The organism is Vibrio sp. Y29_XK_CS5, assembly GCF_024181835.1.
GTDB classification, from domain to species: domain Bacteria; phylum Pseudomonadota; class Gammaproteobacteria; order Enterobacterales; family Vibrionaceae; genus Vibrio; species Vibrio harveyi.
On record NZ_JAMZAM010000003.1, the window covers coordinates 513280 to 530625 of the forward strand.

At 44.0% G+C, this 17346-nt stretch carries 14 protein-coding genes and 1 other annotated feature; of the genes, 6 read left to right on the plus strand and 8 right to left on the minus strand.

Annotated elements, in window-relative coordinates; translation table 11 throughout:
* Window position 1 precedes the first annotated feature (1 nt).
* Window positions 2-1129: a bifunctional chorismate mutase/prephenate dehydrogenase gene (gene tyrA, locus NL647_RS16285; protein WP_253650395.1), complete on the plus strand. Its 1128-nt coding sequence runs from the start codon at window positions 2-4 to the stop codon at window positions 1127-1129.
* A 79-nt stretch (window positions 1130-1208) separates the two neighbouring features.
* Here tyrA and NL647_RS16290 read toward each other — a convergent pair whose 3' ends face one another.
* The 3 genes from NL647_RS16290 to ettA all read right to left on the minus strand — a co-directional run bounded on the left by NL647_RS16290 (window position 1209) and on the right by ettA (window position 4533).
* Window positions 1209-2210 (minus strand): M23 family metallopeptidase, encoded by a 1002-nt coding sequence (locus NL647_RS16290; protein WP_110415235.1) that lies wholly within the window; start codon window positions 2208-2210, stop codon window positions 1209-1211.
* A 29-nt stretch (window positions 2211-2239) separates the two neighbouring features.
* A complete protein-coding gene (locus NL647_RS16295; protein ID WP_009697646.1) occupies window positions 2240-2608 on the minus strand; it encodes a PilZ domain-containing protein in 369 nt (122 codons plus the stop codon).
* 257 nt (window positions 2609-2865) lie between these two features.
* Window positions 2866-4533: an energy-dependent translational throttle protein EttA gene (ettA, locus tag NL647_RS16300; RefSeq protein WP_005447952.1), complete on the minus strand. Its 1668-nt coding sequence runs from the start codon at window positions 4531-4533 to the stop codon at window positions 2866-2868.
* 375 nt (window positions 4534-4908) lie between these two features.
* On the opposite strand from ettA, the gene sltY reads away from it, so the two are divergent.
* Together sltY and trpR are read left to right on the plus strand one after the other, a co-directional pair.
* Window positions 4909-6855: a murein transglycosylase gene (sltY, locus tag NL647_RS16305; protein ID WP_017190117.1), complete on the plus strand. Its 1947-nt coding sequence runs from the start codon at window positions 4909-4911 to the stop codon at window positions 6853-6855.
* 13 nt (window positions 6856-6868) lie between these two features.
* Complete coding sequence (gene trpR / locus NL647_RS16310; RefSeq protein ID WP_005447954.1) at window positions 6869-7171, plus strand: trp operon repressor; 303 nt, start codon at window positions 6869-6871, stop codon at window positions 7169-7171.
* Between the two features lie 93 nt (window positions 7172-7264).
* Here trpR and yjjX read toward each other — a convergent pair whose 3' ends face one another.
* From yjjX to NL647_RS16335, 5 genes are all read right to left on the minus strand, one after another.
* A complete protein-coding gene (yjjX, locus tag NL647_RS16315; RefSeq protein WP_049534745.1) occupies window positions 7265-7798 on the minus strand; it encodes an inosine/xanthosine triphosphatase in 534 nt (177 codons plus the stop codon).
* A gap of 24 nt (window positions 7799-7822) precedes the next feature.
* Window positions 7823-9001, minus strand: a complete 1179-nt coding sequence (gene pheA, locus NL647_RS16320) for a prephenate dehydratase (protein ID WP_253650396.1) — start codon at window positions 8999-9001, stop codon at window positions 7823-7825.
* 13 nt (window positions 9002-9014) lie between these two features.
* Window positions 9015-9137 (minus strand) — a sequence feature (Phe leader region).
* A gap of 107 nt (window positions 9138-9244) precedes the next feature.
* Window positions 9245-9571, minus strand: a complete 327-nt coding sequence (raiA, locus tag NL647_RS16325) for a ribosome-associated translation inhibitor RaiA (RefSeq protein WP_005447957.1) — start codon at window positions 9569-9571, stop codon at window positions 9245-9247.
* Between the two features lie 360 nt (window positions 9572-9931).
* Window positions 9932-11416 (minus strand): lytic transglycosylase F, encoded by a 1485-nt coding sequence (locus tag NL647_RS16330; protein ID WP_009697650.1) that lies wholly within the window; start codon window positions 11414-11416, stop codon window positions 9932-9934.
* Window positions 11417-11537: 121 nt separating this feature from the next.
* Window positions 11538-12266: an outer membrane protein assembly factor BamD gene (locus NL647_RS16335; RefSeq protein WP_005447960.1), complete on the minus strand. Its 729-nt coding sequence runs from the start codon at window positions 12264-12266 to the stop codon at window positions 11538-11540.
* Between the two features lie 136 nt (window positions 12267-12402).
* On the opposite strand from NL647_RS16335, the gene rluD reads away from it, so the two are divergent.
* From rluD to clpB, 3 genes are all read left to right on the plus strand, one after another.
* Window positions 12403-13380, plus strand: coding sequence for a 23S rRNA pseudouridine(1911/1915/1917) synthase RluD (rluD, locus tag NL647_RS16340; protein ID WP_005447961.1), 978 nt, complete (start codon window positions 12403-12405; stop codon window positions 13378-13380).
* Between the two features lies 1 nt (window position 13381).
* Entirely contained in the window at window positions 13382-14110 is a 729-nt protein-coding gene (gene pgeF / locus NL647_RS16345; protein WP_253650397.1) for a peptidoglycan editing factor PgeF, read from the plus strand.
* Window positions 14111-14256: 146 nt separating this feature from the next.
* A complete protein-coding gene (gene clpB / locus NL647_RS16350) occupies window positions 14257-16830 on the plus strand; it encodes an ATP-dependent chaperone ClpB (protein WP_005447963.1) in 2574 nt (857 codons plus the stop codon).
* Window positions 16831-17346 lie beyond the last annotated feature (516 nt).

The following is a 17346-nucleotide window of genomic DNA, read 5'->3' on the forward strand; positions in this document are numbered from 1 at the left end:
AATGGCAGTTGAACTTAACGCATTACGCGATCAGATTGATGCAGTCGACAAGCAAATGTTGGAGCTATTAGCTCAGCGTTTGGCTCTAGTAGAGAAAGTAGGGGAAGTAAAAAGCGAACACGGTTTGCCAATTTATGCCCCAGATCGTGAGGCGGCAATGCTGGCATCACGACGAGCTGAAGCTGAAAAAATGGGGATTCCTCCACAACTGATTGAAGACATTCTTCGTCGAACAATGCGTGAGTCTTATGCCAGCGAGAAAGATTCCGGTTTTAAGTGTTTGAACCCAGAATTGCGCTCAGTGGTTATTATTGGTGGTAATGGTCAGTTAGGTGGTCTGTTTGGTCGAATGTTTAAGCTTTCTGGTTACCAAGTTAAAGTGCTGGGCAGTAAAGACTGGGATCATGCAGGCGACATCTTGGAAGATGCTGGGCTGGTGGTGGTTACTGTTCCGATTCACCTGACAGAAGGTGTGATTGAAAAGCTAGGCAATCTACCAAAAGACTGCATTCTTTGTGACCTGACTTCCATCAAGTCTAAACCATTGCAAGCAATGTTGAATGTGCACCAAGGTCCGGTTGTTGGTTTACACCCTATGTTTGGTCCAGATGTACCAAGCTTAGCGAAACAGGTAATTGTGTACTGTGATGGTCGTGGTAACGAACAATACCAATGGCTATTGCAACAGTTTGGGATTTGGGGCGCAAGCCTGTGCCAAATTGATGCGAAAGAGCACGATCATGGCATGACATTGATTCAGGCGCTGCGTCACTTCACTTCGTTTGCTTATGGTATGCACCTAAGTAAAGAGAATCCAAACATTGAACAGTTGTTAAAGTTGAGCTCGCCAATTTACCGCTTGGAGTTAGCGATGGTAGGGCGTTTGTTTGGTCAAGATCCAAACCTCTACGGTGACATTATTCTTTCGTCGCAAGAGAACATCGATATGATTAAGCGATTCCACCAACGTTTTGGTGAGGCGCTGAGCATTTTGGATAGCAAAGACAAAGCAGAATTTGTTGAAAGCTTTGAACAAGTCAGTGATTGGTTTGGTGAGTACTCTCAACAATTTATGAACGAGAGTCAGAATCTGCTAAAACAAGCGAATGACAATATCCATCGTGGATAAACACCGACTTGATAGATAAAATGAGCAGCCCTGAGGCTGCTCATTTTATATGTGAAGTGAAGAAAAGGAGCGCAAAGCCTTAGTTGGTTGCGGTTCCTGTCTTATCTTCGCTTGATACGGTGCTGATGCTAGTATCACGGTAAGGTGAGTTAGTCAGATTGATTTGCAGACGAACGACATTATCAATCAATTGAACCAATGGTCCCCATTTCACCTTTTTCTCTTTCTCGAATGCGTAGTTGAAGTTTTCTGGTGTCCAATCCATCAGATATTGAGGATTCAACGCACGACCTAAGAAGCGCACCTCATAATGTAAGTGTGGTCCAGTTGAGTTACCTGAATTACCACATTGTGCAATCACATCACCTTTACTTACGAACTGACCACTTTTCACTTTAAAACGGTTTAAGTGGGCAAAAGAGCTCGAGAAACCAAAAGAGTGACGCAGAGTTAGGTAGTTGCCGTAACCTCTGTTACTTGGTCGTACTGTCTCCACAACTCCATCTGCTGGAGCCAGGATCTCTTCACCGCGTTTGCAGGTGAGATCGATACCGGTGTGAACATGGCGTTTACCAGAAATAGGGTTAATACGACTGCCATATGAAGATGAAATACGTTGGTAGGTCATCGGGCTGTCGTTTGGTATCAAGCGAAACATGGTGGCTCTGACCGCTGAGTCTATCGCAGCTGCATCGATCCGCTCTTCTAACGCGAGATTGCTTTCTTCACCTATTAACTCTTCATCTGCCAAGCCGAGTACGGATTCAACATCAAATACGCGCTTCCCGAGAAGTTGTATTTGGTTATTTTTGTCCGTCAGAGACTGAGATAATGAATGGTTGGTGTCCAACTGCTCTTCGTACAATGCAGTGATTTGTGCTTTCTCGCTCTCAAGCTTTGCGATGGTCTGGTTTAATGTTTGTGTGTCATGAACCTGTTTTTGGTTCATATACCAAGCGCCACCAATGACAGCCGGTAGCGCAATGACCGATGCGCAAATGGTTAGGATCGAAAGGCGACCCAAATGAAATTGCTGATTCCCATCTTTGGTTGGGATCTGCATGATGATTTTTCTAGACATGATTATTGTTACTAAAGCAGGCGTTCAGTTTATTCTTCCCCTAAATCCGAAAGGTGTTCTAACTCTCGATTTAGGAGCTCGTTATTGCCTACATTCAATTCTATGAATCGTTTTAATTGGCTAATACTGTCGATGTCTATGTTGCTGATCTTTAGCCGAACTTCATTGTCTGCAATTGAAATGACGTCAGCATTTAATCGCATGGTTTGCTCTGATTGAATAAACGAAAAACCGACTTCTACGGGCTGTAATAAATTCAGTTTTTTTGCATCTTCAGCTTTTAATAACAAGCCATGTAAAGAAAGGTCTTGAATGGTAGCTGGTATTACCAAATCTCTCTGTTCAATTAAGGCTGGTACTTGGTAGATGATGCGTGAAAAGCGTCGTCTTTCCGTCATAGAGCTTTCTCGTAAAGTGTCAAACAATGGCAAGACTATACCAAATAGAACAAAAAATGTTCGATTTTTGTGTTTGAAATGTCGAAAATGCTACAGAGTTATGCTGGCTAAAGGTTAGGCTCTTTACATGCTACAAGGGCATTTGAGCTATTTATGCAACACATACAACAAAGGTCGCTATGATAGCGACCTTTGTACGAATTACAAGCAAAGGTGAGATGTAAGGTGAAATACCGCACATCAACCTGCGGTCGAAATTACTTCGATACGCGCTTGTATTTGATACGGTGTGGCTCAGCCGCTTCAGGACCAAGCGTCTTCTTCAGCCATTCCATGTACTCGTTATAGTTACCTTCGTAGAAGTTAACTTGACCTTCATCGCGGTAGTCGATGATGTGTGTCGCGATACGGTCTAGGAACCAGCGGTCGTGCGAGATAACCATTGCACAGCCAGGGAACTCTAGTAGAGCTTCTTCTAGCGCACGTAGTGTTTCAACGTCAAGGTCGTTGGTTGGCTCATCGAGTAATAGTACGTTACCGCCAGCTTTAAGAAGCTTAGCAAGGTGTACACGGTTACGCTCACCACCAGACAGTTCGCCGATAATCTTCTGTTGATCTGAACCTTTGAAGTTGAAGCGAGAACAGTAAGCACGTGCAGGAATTTCGAAGTTGTTGATCTTGATGATATCAGCGCCTTCAGAAATTTCTTGGAATACGGTGTTCTTGTCGTTCATTGAGTCGCGGAACTGCTCAACGGACGCTAGCTTCACGGTTTCACCTAGCTCAATCGTACCTGAATCAGGCTGTTCTGTGCCGCTTAGCATCTTGAATAGGGTCGATTTACCAGCACCGTTGGCACCGATAATACCTACGATTGCACCCTTAGGCATGCTGAATGATAGGTCATCAATAAGAACGCGACCGTCGAATGATTTCGTCAGGTTGTTCACTTCGATAACTTTATCACCTAGACGCTCACCTGGTGGGATGAACAGCTCGTTGGTTTCGTTACGTTTTTGGTGGTCAGTGTTTTGCAGCTCTTCAAAGCGCGCCATACGTGCTTTAGACTTCGCTTGACGACCTTTAGGGTTTTGACGAACCCATTCAAGTTCTTTCTCAATGGTCTTTTGACGAGCTTTTTCTTGAGATGCTTCTTGTTGTAGACGTGCATCTTTTTGCTCTAGCCAAGACGTGTAGTTACCTTCCCATGGAATACCTTCACCACGGTCAAGTTCTAGGATCCAACCCGCAGCGTTATCTAGGAAGTAACGGTCGTGGGTAATCGCAACTACAGTGCCTGTGTAATCAACTAGGAAGCGCTCTAGCCATGCAACAGACTCAGCATCCAAGTGGTTGGTTGGTTCGTCTAGTAGTAGCATGTCTGGCTTCTCTAGAAGAAGACGACAGATAGCAACACGGCGACGTTCACCACCAGATAGGTTTGCAATCTTTTGATCCCACTCAGGTAGACGAAGTGCATCAGCCGCACGCTCTAGCGCGTTGTCTAGGTTATGACCGTCTTTCGCTTGAATTAGCGCTTCTAGTTCGCCTTGCTCTTTTGCAAGTGCATCGAAGTCTGCGTCTGGTTCTGCATACGCAGCATATACCGCATCCAAACGCTTCAGCGCGTCTGCAACATCAGATACCGCTTCTTCAACCACTTCACGAACGGTTTTTGATTCGTCTAGTACTGGCTCCTGAGGTAGGTAACCTACGTTTAGACCAGGTTGTGGACGTGCTTCACCATCGATATCAGTATCGATGCCCGCCATGATACGTAGCAGAGTTGATTTACCCGCACCGTTCAGACCTAGAACACCGATTTTTGCACCTGGGAAGAAGCTTAGAGAGATGTCTTTAAGAATTTGACGCTTAGGTGGCACGATTTTGCTCACCCGCGACATGGTATATACGTATTCAGCCATTGCCGATCGTTCCTAAATTAACTGTCATTCAAAGCGTCTATTTTATACCAACTCCTTGAGTTTTGTTACCGCATTGCAAGAAATTCGCCGCTCATGTGATTTCTTCTTCATTGCTGACCGGAAACTCACAACTTTAGGGTATACACTTTTCTTGTTCACCCTTAATTCAATGTGCTGCGATTCATCAGGAAGAATGGATTGTTGGGAATCTATTTGTCTTTAAGGGTTCTAAAGTTTCACGAGTACAACATTTATTACATCAAGTCGCTTTACAATGAGAACTTAATACGGTGTAAATAGATGCATATGCTTTATGACTTACTACGCTTTGTATTCTTCATTAGTAAGGCATGGAGTGATAAACGTCTGAGGAAAATGACGCACATGAGATTCAACGTATCTGAATTGGCTAAAAGAGTATGTTATGCAGCCGCTTTATGTGCGGTTAGCGTATCAGCAAACGCTGCGCTGAGTTTAGAAAAGCAGCGCCAGGTCTATGAACAAGCTCAAGACCTATTAGATAAGAATGACATTGATGGTTACTTATCTATCCGTTCAAAAATCGCCAACTATCCACTGACTCCTTATGTGGATTATCGGGTGTTTCTGAGGCAATTATCGAGTAAGTCTCCACAACAGGTAGACGAATTTATTAAAGACCATGAGGCTTTTCCATTCTCACGTCGAATTCGTGCCCCTTACTTAGATAACCTTTATCGTCAGAAAGATTGGAAAACCATTACTGAGTTTCAGAGAGTGGAACCAAGTGGTGAGCGCTATCAATGTATTTTTTACGTCGCCCAATTAAATCAAGGCAAACAAGTGGCTGCGTTCAAAGGTGCAGAACACATGTGGTTGCGTGGCAGCAGCATTGCAGATGAGTGTGACCCATTATTCTCTGCGTGGGATAAAGCGGGTGAGCGCTCTGATGAACTTATCTTACAACGCATGTTGCTGGCGTTTGATGCGCGTAACGGTGGTTTATTGAGTTACCTACAAAAACTGCCTAAATCAAGCAAGGCGCAGCAGCAAGCCAAAGCGATGAAGGCACTGTTTGATAAACCAGAAACGGTCGCTGCATTTGCTAAGAAACAACCTGCTAATGATTTCAACCGTGCTCAAAGTGAATTCGCGTTAGAAAAACTAGCGCGTAAGGATACAAAAAAGGCGCAAGACGCTTACGCAATCGTTGTGAAAGGACAGAAGTTTTCACCAGAGAAAGCGCAAGCATTAGCTGACTATATTGCGATTCGTTTGATTCGTACCGAGTCAGATTCGTTGGCTCAATGGCGTGATGATAAGACGAAATCGAGTAAGAATTTACCCTTGATTGAAAGCCGCATTCGTTTATCGATTCAAAATGGTGATTGGAAAGGGGTACAGAAGTGGATTGCAGTTTTAAATGAAAAAGAACAAGCGACGCTTCGGTGGCAATACTGGTTAGGACGCAGTGAGATGGCGTTGGGTGATAAAGTCGCGGGCAAACAGCGCTTGGCTAAATTGGCGGGTCAACGGAATTTTTATAGTGTTGCTGCAGCGAATGCGATTGGTCAGTCGATTAAGTATCCATCGAGTACCGTGAAGCTCGATAAAAAGGTTGTTCAACCTTACCAAAAATCGTTAGTGCGAATTGAAGAGTTGATTGAAACCGACAAAATTGCTGCTGCCAAAAGTGAATGGGCACATTTGCTGCGTCGTGTTGGTAAAGAAGAGAAAAAGATGTTGGCGGCTTATGCTGCTTCTAAACGTTGGCATAATTTAACGGTAACAGCGAGTATTCAAGCTAAAATGTGGGACAACATTCCTCTGCGTTTTCCTGTCGCTCACCGCTGGTGGTTTAATTTCTATGCCGAGAAACATAACATCGATCCTATTACTATGATGTCTTTGGCTCGACAAGAAAGTGCACTGGACTCTGAGGCTCGCTCACCCGTTGGTGCTCGTGGCTTGATGCAAATTATGCCTGCAACCGCGAAGTACACTGCTCGTAAATACAAGCTTAAATACCAAGGTACGGAAGACTTGTACAATGTAGGTAAGAATATTGAAATAGGTAGCCATTACTTACAAGGGTTAATGGAGGATTACGATAATAATCGTATTTTTGCGCTCGCCGCTTATAATGCAGGACCTAACCGAGTAAAAACGTGGCGAGAGCGAACCCAAGGAAAAGTGGACGCTTATTCCTTTATTGAAGCGATTCCGTTTAAAGAGACTCGCGGTTATGTGCAGAACATTTTGATGTTTGAAACGTATTACCGTGACCTTTTAGGTGTCGATGGTGCGTTCTTGACCCCAAATGAGATCAATACCAAGTATTGAGTGAGGTAACTTGATGTCACACGAACCTGAGTACAAAGACTGGCAGCAGATTGTTGAATTGATCCGCTCAAGTGTGGATAACCAGCAACATGAGATGTTGTTGACCATGCTAATGACACCGGATGAGAGAGAATCACTCACCGCACGTGTGAACATTCTGAATGAATTGCTGAAAGGTGAGCTTTCTCAACGTCAAATCAGTCAAATGCTGGGGGTTGGCATAGCAACGATCACTCGCGGCTCAAATGAGTTGAAGTCAAAGTCGGAAGTCGATAAGGACAAACTCAAGACGTTGCTCGAGCAAGGTGCTCAGTAAGGTCGTTTGAGTTTCTATATCATAGACAGTAAAAAGGGCGGAAAAACCGCCCTTTTTAATTCGTGTATTATTTAGCCATGAGTCTAAAAGCGGTTATAAATTCGCAGGGAAGTGCTCGGGATTCGTAAATGGAATCAACGCCAGAATCAAAGCTTGATGATACACCGAGCTACGAGTCAGTTGGTTTTGAGTTAGCAACCCAATTGCACCACCTTTCTGTTTGATGTTGTCGGTACCAAACACTTCATCCATCACATCACCAAGTTCATTGGCATGTTTAAGCTTCTGTAGTACTTCTGGTGGCAACATCAAGCTTGCAGAGCGAGATTCCCCGCGATGCGTATCAGATTCAACCACCATCCAAGCAAATGTGACTTTCCCTTCAATACCTGCTTCTAAACCGACATAGAAATCGGCATTCGTTATTTCGGCTTTAGCGTTACGAACGCGATTCAGAGCTCCGAGATGTGTTTCATCATTTGTCATTGGTTGATCTGCGACTTCACTTGGAACGCTGACCCCAATGAATTCAAACTTCTGCTCAGGGAAAGCACTGTGAAAAGCACTCTCTACGGCTTTGATTTTCGCTGGGTTAAGTGATGCGATAACGACTTTTTGGCCTGCCATGATCTTTTTACCTACGGATGTCTTTTAGCTCAGTTTAACTTGAGTCGGTTTCACATTCTCACTTGGATAACAGCCTAGTACTTTCAAGTGCTTAGTGATTTTAGTTAGCTCATCAATTGCCTGTTGCATTTCGTTCGAACCAAGATGAGATTCAAGGTCAACGTAGAACATTTCTTCCCATGGGTTACCCATGATTGGACGTGATTCTAGTTTGGTCATATTGATGCCGTAACGTTGAAGTACCAATAGTGTTTGAACCAGTGAGCCTGCTTCTTGAGAAGTCGACATGATCAGTGTGGTTTTTGCAGGGATCTGTGTCGATACTTCTACTGGTTTACGCGCAACTACGATAAAGCGTGTGTGGTTTTCGGTTTGGTTTGCGATATTGCCCTGAATCGCTTGTAGACCATAAAGCTTACCGCTTGAAGCATTACCGATTGCCGCTACATCATCACGATTGAGCTCTTGCACTTTTTGCATCGCATCTGCAGTACTTGCACAAGATTCTAGTTTCACGCCTTTCATGCGACTCAGGAACTCGCCGCATTGTTGATGTGGTTGTGGATGAGAGTAAAGCGTTTTGATGTTCTCAAGACGAATGTCTTTGGTTGCCACCAAGCAATGTTCAATTGGTTGAGTCAGTTCACCAACGATGTACAGCGTTGTGTGTTGCAGTAGGTCGTAGACTTCATTGATCGAGCCTGAACTGGTGTTTTCAATTGGCAGCACACCATAATCAGCATGACCTGATTCGACCGTTTGAGTCACTTCTTTGAAGTGTTCACAGTTGAGTTCAATTAACTCTGTGTTCTTGCGGCTGAAGTATTCGCGACTTGCAAGGTGTGAGTAAGAGCCTTTCGCACCAAGAAAAGCAACACGAGCAAGTGGCTTACGGCTTTGCTGTGGGTTAACAAGGTTTTGTAGGTAGCTTTGTTGAAGAAGGACCGAGTCTTCAATGATGGTATGGAAAAGTTTGGTGATGTACTGAGCGTCGAGTTCGTATTTATCACGACCATTGGTGATCAGTTTTACTAGAAGCTGTTGTTCACGGACGGCATCACGAACAGGTTTCGAAGTTTGAACTTTGCTTTTAGCGACTTCAATGCTGAGCTTACGGCGTTCGGACAGCAGGCTTAATAACTCGTCATCGAGTTCATTCAAACGTAAACGAATTTCTTCCAGGGAAATAGGTTGGTCAGTCATCAATTCTTTCCTTATAAAAAAAGCCCCCCGATTTGGGAGGCTTTCTGTTTGTTTTTGACTTTTCTTTCACAAACGAGTTAGCCCCTCCAACTATGGAAGGAAAAAGAAGTCAAAAAGAAACAGGTTAGTTGAGTGCATAAATAGTGCTTAATTTGTGAGTGTTTAAACACAATAAGCAAGCAGGCGGGGAGCGTCAAGCAAAAAAATAGCGCCTTTCGGCGCTACTTCCTCAATCTGGACGTTTTACTCTTCTTCTTCCACTAGCTCAGGCTTATTCGCACGTCGAGCTTCAGGTTTGTGGGTCAGCTTATTCAGTTGTCGTTCTAGTTTTTGCTCCACTTCATTAATAGCTGCGTAAAGATCTTCGTGAGTTGCTGAGGCGATTAGCTGGCCTTTAGGAACTTTAATAACGGCTTCGAATTTCTTCTGTTTGTTTGGTTCCTCGCTGAATGTTGCTTGGCATCCAATGATGTCTACTTGCCATTTCTCCAGCTTTTTAAATTTGCTCTCAATATGAGCGCGGATTGCAGAGGTGATTTCGATGTTTTTACCAGTAATGTTCATTGTCATAAATGTTTTTCCTCTGTTTCATCCCTCATGGGTTGAGTTCAGATTACCGCTTTGAGGAGAAAAGAATGTGATCTAGATCGCTTTTTTGGATGGGTTTTTCGAGATGAAAAATGAATGTGATCTCACTCAAGAACTGCTGAGATTTATGTGAAAATTGCTTGTTATCGGATTCGAAATCATTAGATTGGATAGAGTACTGAGCTGAAAACTAACCCGTTTTTAGGGGAGTTATACGGCCTGTAATTCTAGTTAGTTAAAAATTAACCAGATCAAAGATGTGAATCAGATCACTCTTAAAGTGCACAATAAGTTAGATTCAAAAACGCCGCTCAACAAATGAGCGGCGTTTTTGGTTTCTAGCTAGTGTGTTTTCAATTGAGGCGTTTGGCTGACGCTGCGCAATGGCGTCATAAAGACAGGGTCATCAGGCACAAGCAGAACATTATCGAGAGTTTTTGCTAGGTCGAGACTTTCTAACTGTTTGTAGATCACGTAGTAGCGGTTCACATTCGTTACGTACCTGATGGTTTCCCCTAAGCTTCTACGTGTTACGACCTCCACATTATTGAACCATACATTCGGATCGTAACCTTGCTGAGCGGCACGTTTACGCATTCTCTCAATGTTTCCAGGTCCAGCATTGTATGCAGCTAACGTTAAGTAGAGCTTGTTCTCTTTAGTTATGTTGCTATCACTGAAGTAATACCGGCGAAGAAACGCTAAGTATTTCACCCCTGCATGAACGTTGTTCTCTAGATTACGGACATTCTTAATGTTCACATTAGGGTCACTCGCCGTACTCGGTAAGATTTGCATAATACCAACGGCACCACGGCTTGATACTAGACTGTTATCGAACCCTGATTCCTGATAGGCCACCGCTGCGATGAGGAGGTAGTCAAAGTCGTACTTCTCCCCATACTTAGCAAACAGTGATGAGAGCTTTTCAAGCTGAGCAATCTTTTTGGGGTTCAGTGCTTTGTTGAGCCAATTGGTGTTATCGATGTATTTTCCATAAATGACGTTGCCCAGTAGTGTTCCGGACTTGGAAGTTTGGATGAACTTGTTGACCGCTTTTCTTAGCTCCGGGCTGTTATGGCGCATGGCCCAACCAATTTCACCCCCTTCTCTAATCGGAATCTTGGTGTGTGCTCGGATGTCATCCATAAAGTTCATCCACAGCTTGGCTTTGTGGCTATCAAGTACGATAGCTTTGATATAGCCATTGTTTAGCATTCCTACCAGTTCATAGTCTTGCAGCGTCTCTTCAATAAAGTGCACCACCACTGGTGGTAAGCCTTTTTTATTAAGCTGTTTGTTTAATACCTGAATGCTCTCGAAATAACTCGAACTGGCACGAACCCAAATTTCTTTGCCACTCAGTTGTTCAATCTTCGTCATTGCTGGTGTTTTTTTGTTAGTGATGACCCATTCTTCAATCCCGGTAATAGCAGGATCGCTAAAATCGACCAGCTTCTTGCGTGCATCGGTAATGGTGAGATTGGCAACCACTAAATCCCCTAAACCTTGCTCAAGAGAAGGTAGCAACTCATCGCGTGAAACTGGGATAATTTGAATGTTGAGTTTTGGTTTGAGCTTACGGAGCTCTTTTTCGAAATGAGCCAATAGTTCTGCACCAATGCCTTTTGGTTCTCCACCTTCTATGTAATAGAAACCAAGGTCGGCAGACACTAATACGCGTAAAACATTTTTCTCTTTAATGACATCCAGATCCCCCGTGTAAGGTGGTTGTCTAAGAGGGGAGAGCTCAAGAGAAAAGCTCGATGCTGAGAGTAGAAGCAGCAATCCTATCCATAACTTTGATAATGTCACGTTCACATCCATGTTGATGGTGAAGGAGAACTTTAAGCATAAGTAGCGCTCAAAAAATCATCAAGTTAGCGGGTGGAGTAAAAATAAGAAGGGAAAACAAAACCGCCACAGTTTGAGCTGTGGCGGTTGAGGATTAGTTTGCTGGGTTTAGCTTGATAAGCTCTTCCGTTCTGGCAACGGCGTCATCCAGTTTCAACTGTTTGTAAGCTTCTAGTTGAATCTCAAGCGACTTGCGAGCTGCTTCTGTGTCAGGGAAAGTCTTTTGAAGCTCTTGAGAACGGTTAATCGCCGCAATCCAAGCTTCACGACGCAAGTAGAAATCTGCTGTCGCAAGATCGTAGTTTGCAAGACGGTTCTTCAGCGCCACCATGCGTTTCTGTGAATCTTCCGCGTATGGGCTGTTCGGGTAACGCTCTAGCAGTTTTTTGAAATCATCAAATGCTTTCTTAACGGGCTCTGGGTCACGGTCACTACGATCAACGTTAAATAGGTCATGCATGAAGTTACGATCTTGTGCCATGTGGCTCAAACCACGCATGTACAACACCCAGTCCATTTTTTCATGAGTCGGGTTCAAACGCATAAAGCGAGAAATAGTTGCTAGACCGAGTGCTAGGTCGTCGTTTTTGTAGTACGCGTAGATAAGGTCAAGTTGTACCTGCTCAGAGTAGGCACCAAACGGGTAACGCGAATCCAAAGCTTCTAATTTCTCGATGGCAGAAAGCCAGTTACCGCTTTGCAGAGAAGTTTGCGCGTCTGCATACAGTTCAGAAGGTGGCACATCAGGAACGATTTCTTCTTTGCTTGCACAGCCAAACAGAAGGGATACCGCTAAAAGGCCTGTTAAAGTCTGATGTTTCATATCAGGAGTCTGTTCCTTGAATCTAAATATTTCTTAAGCTGCCGTTACTTTCTTTCCAGTAACAGATACAATGACGTAATAGTCTATTTTTCCACAGTCGTGAGCATTAGTCTCACAGTTTTTAAAAAAGTTCGATATGGCTCAGCAGATTGTTTTAACCAACACCGTAAAAGATAGCCAGTTAGGTCAACGTTTAGACCAAGCTATCGCCGAATTGTTCGCGGACTTCTCTCGTTCTCGCTTGAAAGAGTGGTTGCTTGACGGGAAGGTACAAGTGAATGGTGAAGTTGTCACTAAACCTCGCACCAAAGTAATGGGTGGTGAGGAAATTACCTTGCAAGCCGAGCTGGAAGATGAAGAACGCTGGGAAGCACAAGATATCCCGCTAGATATCGTCTACGAAGATGAAGATATCATCGTAATCAACAAGCCTCGTGATTTTGTTGTACACCCAGGTGCGGGTACTCCAGACGGCACAGTACTAAACGCATTGCTGCATCACTACCCAGACATCGCTGAAGTACCTCGTGCAGGTATCGTACACCGTCTAGATAAAGACACCACTGGTCTAATGGTGGTTGCGAAAACTGTTCCGGCACAAACTCGTCTGGTTCGCGCTTTGCAAAAACGTAACATCACTCGTGAGTACGAAGCGATTGCAATCGGTCGTATGACGGCGGGTGGTAAAGTGGATCAGCCAATTGGTCGTCACTCGACTAAGCGTACGCTAATGGCAGTTGCGCCTCTGGGTAAACCGGCGGTAACGCATTACCGTGTTGCAGAGCATTTCCGTGAACACACACGTATCCGTCTTCGTCTAGAAACCGGTCGCACGCACCAAATCCGTGTTCATATGTCTTACCTACAGCATCCGCTACTCGGTGATACTGCTTATGGCGGTCGTGCTCGTATCCCAACAGGTGCATCGGAAGAGCTAACAGCCATGATTCGTGGTTTTGATCGTCAAGCATTGCACGCGGTAATGCTACGTTTCGAACATCCTATCACTGGTGAAGAGCTAGAGTTCCACGCTCCAGTTCCTGATGACATGGTAGAGATGACAGAAGCGCTGCGTAAAGATACAGAAGAGTTCGGTCTACCTGACGAGTTCTAATATGAAGACGATTGTTCCCAATTGGTCCGCGCCGAAAAATGTTAAAGCTTTCGCCTCTACAAGAGTCGGAGGCTTTTCGACTTCGCCATATCAAGGGTTGAACCTTGGTACGCATGTTGGGGATGATGCGTCTATAGTAGAGAAGAACCGTAATTGGTTGGCGCAACAAGCGAATATGCTAAATGCGCCAATTTGGTTGAATCAAACTCACTCTACTGTGGTAGCTCAAGTAAGCACACCAACAACACAAGTACTTGACGCTGATGGTGTGTTTACTTCTTCAAATAATATTGTCTGTTCTGCGATGACTGCAGATTGTTTACCTGTTCTATTAACCAATACACAGGGCAGCCAAGTGGCAGCCGTGCATGCTGGTTGGCGCGGTTTAGCAAATGGTATTGTTGAAAATGCACTAGCGCTATTTTCTGGTGAAGTAATAGCGTGGCTTGGTCCTGCAATTGGACCTCAAGCATTTGAAGTGGGTGAGGATGTCTTACAATCCTTTTTAGATTTTGATTCTCAAGCGCATCAAGCTTTTACACCTCGTAATGTTGAAGGTAAGTGGCTGGCTGATATGTCCAAGCTTGCAACTCAACGTCTTAACAAAGCTGGGGTCACTCAAGTATTTGATTCCGGATTGTGCACTTTCCAAAATAGAGAAGATTTTTACTCATATCGTCGTGATGGTGTGACGGGTAGACAAGCGACTTTTATTTGGATCGAGGACTAACCACTACAACCCAAAAGTACAAAGATGCATAGCTTCATTTTTGCAAAGCTATCTTTATTAATTCTCTCCCTTGAAATTCCCTCTCTGCGTATCCATCTTTCTAACTGTCAAAAGAATTTTCTTCAGTTGAGGTTAGGAAGGAAGATATGCGTCTTGATAGATTCACAAGCAAGTTTCAAATCGCTATCTCTGATGCTCAGTCACTAGCGTTAGGGCGCGATCATCAATATATCGAACCAGTGCACCTAATGGTGGCATTGCTTGATCAGAACGGTAGCCCAATTCGTCCACTGCTAACAATGTTAGATGTCGACGTGACTCATCTACGCTCTAAATTGAGCGAAATGTTAGATCGACTGCCTAAAGTCAGTGGCATCGGTGGTGATGTTCAGCTGTCTAGCTCTATGGGTACGCTTTTCAATTTGTGTGACAAAGTGGCTCAAAAGCGTCAGGACTCCTACATTTCCTCCGAAGTCTTCTTGCTTGCAGCATTAGAAGACCGTGGTCCACTTGGTCAGTTATTGAAAGAGATGGGCTTGACCGAGCAAAAAGTGAGTCAAGCGATCGAAAAGATCAGAGGTGGCCAAAAGGTTAATGACCCGAATGCGGAAGAACTTCGACAAGCGTTGGAAAAGTTCACCATAGACCTTACTGAACGTGCAGAGCAGGGTAAGTTGGATCCGGTTATTGGTCGTGATGACGAAATTCGTCGTACCATCCAAGTATTGCAACGCCGTACTAAAAACAACCCTGTAATCATTGGTGAACCAGGTGTTGGTAAAACAGCAATCGTAGAAGGTTTGGCTCAGCGCATCATTAATAATGAAGTTCCAGAGGGGCTACGTGGTCGCCGAGTGCTTTCATTAGATATGGGCGCACTTGTTGCGGGTGCGAAGTACCGTGGTGAATTTGAAGAGCGCTTGAAGTCGGTATTGAATGAACTAGCCAAAGAAGAAGGCAACGTCATTCTGTTTATTGATGAGCTTCATACTATGGTTGGTGCAGGTAAAGGTGAAGGCTCTATGGATGCCGGTAACATGCTAAAACCAGCGCTGGCTCGTGGTGAACTTCATTGTGTGGGCGCTACAACACTAGATGAATACCGTCAGTATATAGAGAAAGATGCTGCGCTTGAGCGTCGTTTCCAAAAAGTGCTGGTGGATGAGCCAAGTGTTGAGGATACCATTGCAATTCTGCGTGGTTTAAAAGAACGCTATGAGCTTCACCATCACGTAGAAATTACAGATCCGGCGATTGTTGCGGCGGCTAGCTTGTCGCATCGTTATGTTTCTGATCGTCAACTACCCGACAAAGCGATCGATTTAATTGATGAAGCTGCTTCTAGTATTCGTCTACAAATTGACTCTAAACCAGAGTCGCTAGACAAACTTGAGCGCAAAATCATTCAACTGAAAATCGAACAGCAAGCGCTGAGCAACGAGCATGATGAAGCGAGTGAAAAACGTTTGGATGTGCTTAACGATGAGTTGAACGAGAAAGAGCGTGAGTATGCAGAGCTTGAAGAAGTGTGGAATGCTGAAAAAGCAGCGCTATCAGGTACGCAACATATTAAAGGTGAGTTAGAACAAGCTCGTATGGATATGGACTTTGCTCGTCGTGCTGGTGACTTAAACCGTATGTCTGAGCTGCAGTATGGACGTATTCCTGAATTAGAAAAGCAATTAGACCTAGCAACTCAAGCAGAAATGCAAGAGATGACGCTACTGCGTAATAAGGTTACTGACAATGAAATTGCAGAAGTGCTTTCTAAGCAGACGGGTATTCCTGTTTCAAAAATGCTTGAAGCAGAAAAAGAGAAATTACTCCGTATGGAAGATGTTCTGCATAAACGTGTCATTGGCCAGGCTGAAGCGGTTGAGGTGGTATCGAATGCTATCCGTCGTAGCCGAGCTGGTTTATCCGATCCAAATAAACCAATTGGTTCCTTCTTATTCTTAGGTCCAACAGGCGTAGGTAAAACAGAGTTGTGTAAGACACTCGCTAGCTTCATGTTTGATAGTGAAGATGCCATGGTACGTATCGATATGTCAGAGTTCATGGAGAAACACTCTGTGGCAAGGCTGGTTGGTGCGCCTCCGGGTTATGTCGGCTATGAAGAGGGGGGCTACTTAACTGAAGCGGTTCGTCGTAAACCTTATTCCGTCATCTTATTAGATGAAGTAGAAAAGGCTCACCCTGATGTGTTCAATATTCTACTGCAAGTATTAGATGACGGACGCTTAACTGACGGACAGGGTCGTACGGTGGATTTCCGTAACACGGTCGTCATTATGACATCGAACCTAGGTTCGGCTCGTATTCAAGAGAACTTTGCTACTCTGGATTACCAAGGAATCAAGAATGAGGTGATGGATGTTGTAAGCAAACACTTCCGTCCGGAATTCTTAAACCGTGTTGATGAAAGTGTCGTCTTCCACCCACTAGGTCAAGAACACATTAAATCTATTGCGTCTATTCAACTAGAACGTTTGGCTAAACGTTTAGAAGAAAAAGGCTACCAATTTGAGGTATCTGATAAAGCCCTCGATTTGATCGCCCAAGTTGGCTTCGACCCAGTATATGGTGCACGACCTTTAAAACGTGCAATTCAACAGAATGTAGAAAACCCATTAGCGAAGTCGATTTTGGCTGGAGAGATATTACCAGACAAGAAAGTACAGCTGATTGTTAGCAATGACCAAATCATTGCTCATCAATAATTGCATTGATGCACTGAAAAGTGGGATAAAGTTCAAACTTTAGGGGGCAATAGCCCCCTTTTTAATACACTTTTATTGAGTTTTGTTTGTTTTCTATACGAACGAACTAAAAAGCCAAGTTTTTTTGAAAAATAGGCTTGTGTTCCTTAGGGAACTCCCTATAATGCGCCTCCGTTGTCACGGGAAAGCAAGCTAAGCGAAACCGAGATGACAAGGTCAGTGAGTTAGAAGTTAACTCACAGAGAAATAACTTAAAAAAGTGTTTGACACGGCAAGTTATCTCGATAAAATGACCGTCCACTTTGAAGAGAACTTCAAAGTTTGCTCTTTAAAAATAAGAACCTATCAATCTGTGTGGGCACTCGTTGATGATAATCCAATTAGATACTTCGGTATCAAATTAGGTTTCAATGAAACGAAGTGACCAATCAAGTCTTCGGACTTGGCACAGTCAATTCATTATCGTTCTGTTGGAACGATAATAGCTTTAAAATTACATTAGTAGTTTTGAAGTCA

Bases quoted from the DNA above. Each gene is read 5' to 3' on its own strand.
- NL647_RS16295 (WP_009697646.1), bottom strand. From the start codon at position 2,608: ATGACGGAAAGACGACGCTTTTCACGCATCATCTACCAAGTACCAGCC.
- NL647_RS16290 (WP_110415235.1), bottom strand. From the start codon at position 2,210: ATGTCTAGAAAAATCATCATGCAGATCCCAACCAAAGATGGGAATCAG.
- pgeF (WP_253650397.1), top strand. From the start codon at position 13,382: ATGAAGACGATTGTTCCCAATTGGTCCGCGCCGAAAAATGTTAAAGCT.
- NL647_RS16330 (WP_009697650.1), bottom strand. From the start codon at position 11,416: ATGGATGTGAACGTGACATTATCAAAGTTATGGATAGGATTGCTGCTT.
- NL647_RS16335 (WP_005447960.1), bottom strand. From the start codon at position 12,266: ATGAAACATCAGACTTTAACAGGCCTTTTAGCGGTATCCCTTCTGTTT.
- yjjX (WP_049534745.1), bottom strand. From the start codon at position 7,798: ATGGCAGGCCAAAAAGTCGTTATCGCATCACTTAACCCAGCGAAAATC.
- pheA (WP_253650396.1), bottom strand. From the start codon at position 9,001: ATGACTGACCAACCTATTTCCCTGGAAGAAATTCGTTTACGTTTGAAT.
- raiA (WP_005447957.1), bottom strand. From the start codon at position 9,571: ATGACAATGAACATTACTGGTAAAAACATCGAAATCACCTCTGCAATC.
- rluD (WP_005447961.1), top strand. From the start codon at position 12,403: ATGGCTCAGCAGATTGTTTTAACCAACACCGTAAAAGATAGCCAGTTA.
- trpR (WP_005447954.1), top strand. From the start codon at position 6,869: ATGTCACACGAACCTGAGTACAAAGACTGGCAGCAGATTGTTGAATTG.
- tyrA (WP_253650395.1), top strand. From the start codon at position 2: ATGGCAGTTGAACTTAACGCATTACGCGATCAGATTGATGCAGTCGAC.
- sltY (WP_017190117.1), top strand. From the start codon at position 4,909: ATGACGCACATGAGATTCAACGTATCTGAATTGGCTAAAAGAGTATGT.
- ettA (WP_005447952.1), bottom strand. From the start codon at position 4,533: ATGGCTGAATACGTATATACCATGTCGCGGGTGAGCAAAATCGTGCCA.
- clpB (WP_005447963.1), top strand. From the start codon at position 14,257: ATGCGTCTTGATAGATTCACAAGCAAGTTTCAAATCGCTATCTCTGAT.